Annotated in this window: 2 protein-coding genes and 3 pseudogenes; 2 read left to right on the top strand and 3 right to left on the bottom strand. The window is 67.1% G+C overall.

Going from position 1 to position 3,526, the window contains the following annotated elements; genetic code table 11:
• The 3 genes and pseudogenes from G3436_RS21750 to G3436_RS21740 all read right to left on the bottom strand — a co-directional run.
• Positions 1-218 (bottom strand): annotated as a pseudogene (locus tag G3436_RS21750) (L,D-transpeptidase family protein); the annotation flags it as partial.
• Positions 219-339: 121 nt separating this feature from the next.
• Complete coding sequence (locus tag G3436_RS21745; RefSeq protein WP_163949326.1) at positions 340-621, bottom strand: hypothetical protein; 282 nt, start codon at positions 619-621, stop codon at positions 340-342.
• 56 nt (positions 622-677) lie between these two features.
• A complete protein-coding gene (locus G3436_RS21740) occupies positions 678-1,283 on the bottom strand; it encodes an arylesterase (RefSeq protein WP_163949323.1) in 606 nt (201 codons plus the stop codon).
• A gap of 10 nt (positions 1,284-1,293) precedes the next feature.
• On the opposite strand from G3436_RS21740, the pseudogene G3436_RS21735 reads away from it, so the two are divergent.
• Together G3436_RS21735 and G3436_RS21730 are read left to right on the top strand one after the other, a co-directional pair.
• Positions 1,294-1,976 (top strand): annotated as a pseudogene (locus tag G3436_RS21735) (ABC transporter ATP-binding protein).
• A pseudogene (locus G3436_RS21730) lies at positions 1,977-3,526 on the top strand (ABC transporter permease); the annotation flags it as partial.

Raw genomic sequence — 3,526 nt, 5'->3', positions numbered from 1 at the left:
ACGCCCGGGTTGGCGGCCACCATCTCCAGGTAGCCAAGGTCGTTGGCAGTGCCGATATCGGCAAAGGTGTCCTCGTACTTGGCCTTGATCACCTGGACCTGGCCAATGACGTCGTCGCCAGGCGGCGGCAGGGGGAACTCCAGTGCAGCAACAGGGCCCGCCGCGAGCAAGGCGGCCAGGGACAGGCAACGGGTGACGGCGGGAAAGCGCGGCAACATCCGGGAAATCCTTCGCTAATTCAGTAGGGTCAAGAGGGCAATTGTACACCGCCCCCCGCACAACCGGGAGGCATCCCGGCGGGAGAACCCTTGCCAAAGGTAAAAAGGCGGATAGGCGGGCTTACAGCTGTGGCCAGACGGGCCGGGTACCACGGCGCTGGGCGTCGAGAATCGCCCGGCACAGCGAGCACAGACGCCGGTCACGGTAGATTGTGCGCTCTACCCCCGACCAGCGCGGCTGCGCCGGCAGCAAGGTACCGCACAGCGTGCGATCGGCCGAGCCGCCGAGCTCGAGTTGGCGGGCGATCAGGTGGACGCGACTCTCCTGGCAGGCGAACAGGTCAAGCTGTTCGTCAGGCTCGATCAATTGATAGGCATACAGGGACCAGGCGGGACGCGGCATCGGGGGCTCCAAATCGGGGGCGCAACATTAGCCCAAAGCCGGTCACTATAAAAGCGTCAAAGCAGCGGTTTTATTGATGGCCAGGCATTTTCCAGCAACTTTTGCTGGGCGCCCTGCGCCGGATGGATGCCATCGGCTTGCATCAGCTCGGGCACGCCGCCCACGCCCTCAAGGAAAAACGGCACCAACGGGACCTTTTTTTCGCTTTGCAGGTTGGCGTACACCTGAGCGAATGCCTCGTTGTAGCGCTTGCCATAGTTGGGCGGCAGGCGCATGCCCAGCAGCAGCACCCTGGCACCGGCGGCGCGTGAGCGATCAATCATCGAGGCAAGATTTTGTTGCAATTGCGTAGGCAACTGCCCACGCAGGCCATCATTGCCCCCCAGCTCCACCACCACCAGGCTCGGTGCATGCTCTGCAAGCAGCGCCGGCAGCCGCGCCCGGCCCCCGGCACTGGTGTCGCCACTGATCGATGCATTGACCACCTTGTCGTCGAAACCCTCGTCCCTGAGCCGCTGCTCCAGCAGGGCAACCCACCCCTGACGGGTATCCAGGCCAAAAGCGGCACTGATACTATCCCCGACGATCAGCACCGTTCCTGCCGATGCGCCCTGGGCCATGCACAACAAGGCCAGGCCAGCACTCAATAACCATTTCTGCATCGGATTCTCCATGGGCCCCAGCATATTAACTGCGCGCAACCTTAGCAAAGTGGTCCCCAGCGCGGAAGGCGACCTGACCATCCTGCACCCGCTGGACCTGGATTTGAACACCGGCGACAGCCTGGCCATCGTCGCGCCTCGGGGTCGGGCAAGTCGACCCTGCTCGGCCTGCTCGCCGGGCTCGACCTGCCCAGCGCCGGCGCCGTGACCCTGGCCGGCCACGACCTGAGCACGCTCGACGAAGACCAGCGGGCCAAGGTGCGCGCCGAGCATGTGGGCTTCGTGTTCCAGTCCTTCCAGTTGCTCGACAGCCTCAATGCCCTGGAGAACGTGATGTTGCCGCTGGAGCTGGACGGGCGGCGCGATGCCCGCGAGCAGGCCCGCAGCCTGCTCGAACGCGTCGGCCTGGGCCAGCGCCTGAGCCATTCGCCACGCCAGCTGTCGGGCGGTGAACAGCAGCGGGTGGCGATTGCACGAGCCTTTGCCGCGCACCCGGCAGTGCTGTTCGCCGACGAACCCACCGGCAACCTCGACAGCCATACCGGCGAGCGCATCACCGATCTGCTGTTCGAACTGAACCAAGAACGCGGTACCACGCTTGTGCTGGTTACCCACGACGAACGCCTGGCCCATCGTTGCGGGCGTCTGATCCGCCTGGACGCCGGCCACCTGGTCACCCCGCTGGAGCCCTAGATGGCACACCTGTCGTTTCTGCGCCTGCTGAGCCTGGCGTTGCGTCAACTGATGCGCGATGCCCGTGCCGGCGAACTGCGCGTGCTGTTCTTCGCCTTGCTGGTGGCGGTGGCCGCCAGTACTGCCATCGGCTATTTCGGCGCCCGCCTCAACGGCGCCATGCTGCTGCGCGCCACCGAGTTCCTGGGGGCCGACCTGGTGCTGCAGGGCAGTGCTCCGGCCGCCCCGCAACAGATCAGCAGCGGCGCGGCGCTGGGCCTCAAGCATGCGCAGATCGTCGAGTTCTCCAGCGTCATCGCCACCGACAATGGCATCCAGCTGTCCAGCGTCAAGGCGGCCGACGGCAACTACCCCCTGCGCGGCGAACTGCGCAGTGCGGCCGAGGCCTACGGCCAGGAGGTCGCCGGCGGTGGCCCGGCGCCGGGCGAGGCATGGGTCGAGTCACGCCTGCTGGCCGCGCTGAACCTGAAGATCGGCGACAGCGTCGAGGTCGGCATGAAGACCCTGCGCCTGAGCCGCGTGCTGACCTATGAGCCGGACCGCGCCGGCAACTTCTACAGTTTGACCCCGCGCGTGCTGATGAACCTCGCCGATCTCAGCGCGACCGGCGTGGTGCAGCCTGGCAGCCGGGTGACTTACCGTGAGCTGTGGCGCGGCGAGCCTGAAGCACTGGCCCAGTACAACCAGGCCACCAAAGCCGGCCTGGCCGCCCACCAGCGCCTGCGCGACTCGCGTGACGGCAACCAGCAGATCGGCGGCGCGCTGGGCAAGGCCGAGCGCTACCTGAACATGGCCAGCCTGGTGGCAGTGCTGCTGGCAGGCGTGGCCGTGGCACTCTCGGCCAGCCGTTTCGCCATCCGCCGCTTCGACGCCAGCGCCCTGCTACGCTGCCTGGGCCTGTCACGGCGCCAGGCATTGACGTTGTTCTGCCTGCAGCTGGCACTACTGGGCAGCGTGGCGGCGGTGAGCGGCGCCTTGCTGGGATGGCTCGCACAACTGGGGTTGTTCGCCCTGCTGCAGGGCCTGCGCCGGCAGTCGTGCCCCCCGGTGGCGTCGGCCCGGCACTGGCCGGGATTGCTACCGGGCTGGTGGCACTGGCAGGGTTCGCCTTGCCGCCCCTCGCCGCATTGGGCCGGGTGCCACCGCTGCGCGTGCTGCGCCGCGACCTGCTGCCGGTACCGGCCAGCAGTTGGCTGGTGTATGGCGCGGCACTGTTCGCGCTGGGTCGTGATCATGTGGCGCCTGAGCCTGGACCTGTTGCTGACGTTCGCCCTGCTCGGTGGCGGCCTGCTGGCTGCACTGCTGCTCGGTGGCGTGTTGCTGCTGGGCTTGCGCAGCCTGCGGCGCCTGCTGGCCGGCGCCCCGCTGGCCTGGCGGCTGGGCCTGGGGCAACTGCTCAAGCACCCGCTGGCGGCAGCCGGGCAGTCGCTGGCCTTCGGCCTGATTCTGCTGGCCATGGCACTGATCGCCCTGTTGCGTACCGAACTGCTCGACACCTGGCAGAACCAGTTGCCCAAGGATGCCCCCAACTACTTCGTGCTCAATATCCT

The sequence above is a fragment of the Pseudomonas brassicae genome, from assembly GCF_010671725.1.
Lineage (GTDB): Bacteria > Pseudomonadota > Gammaproteobacteria > Pseudomonadales > Pseudomonadaceae > Aquipseudomonas > Aquipseudomonas brassicae.
This window is presented reverse-complemented; position numbering and strand designations above follow the sequence as displayed.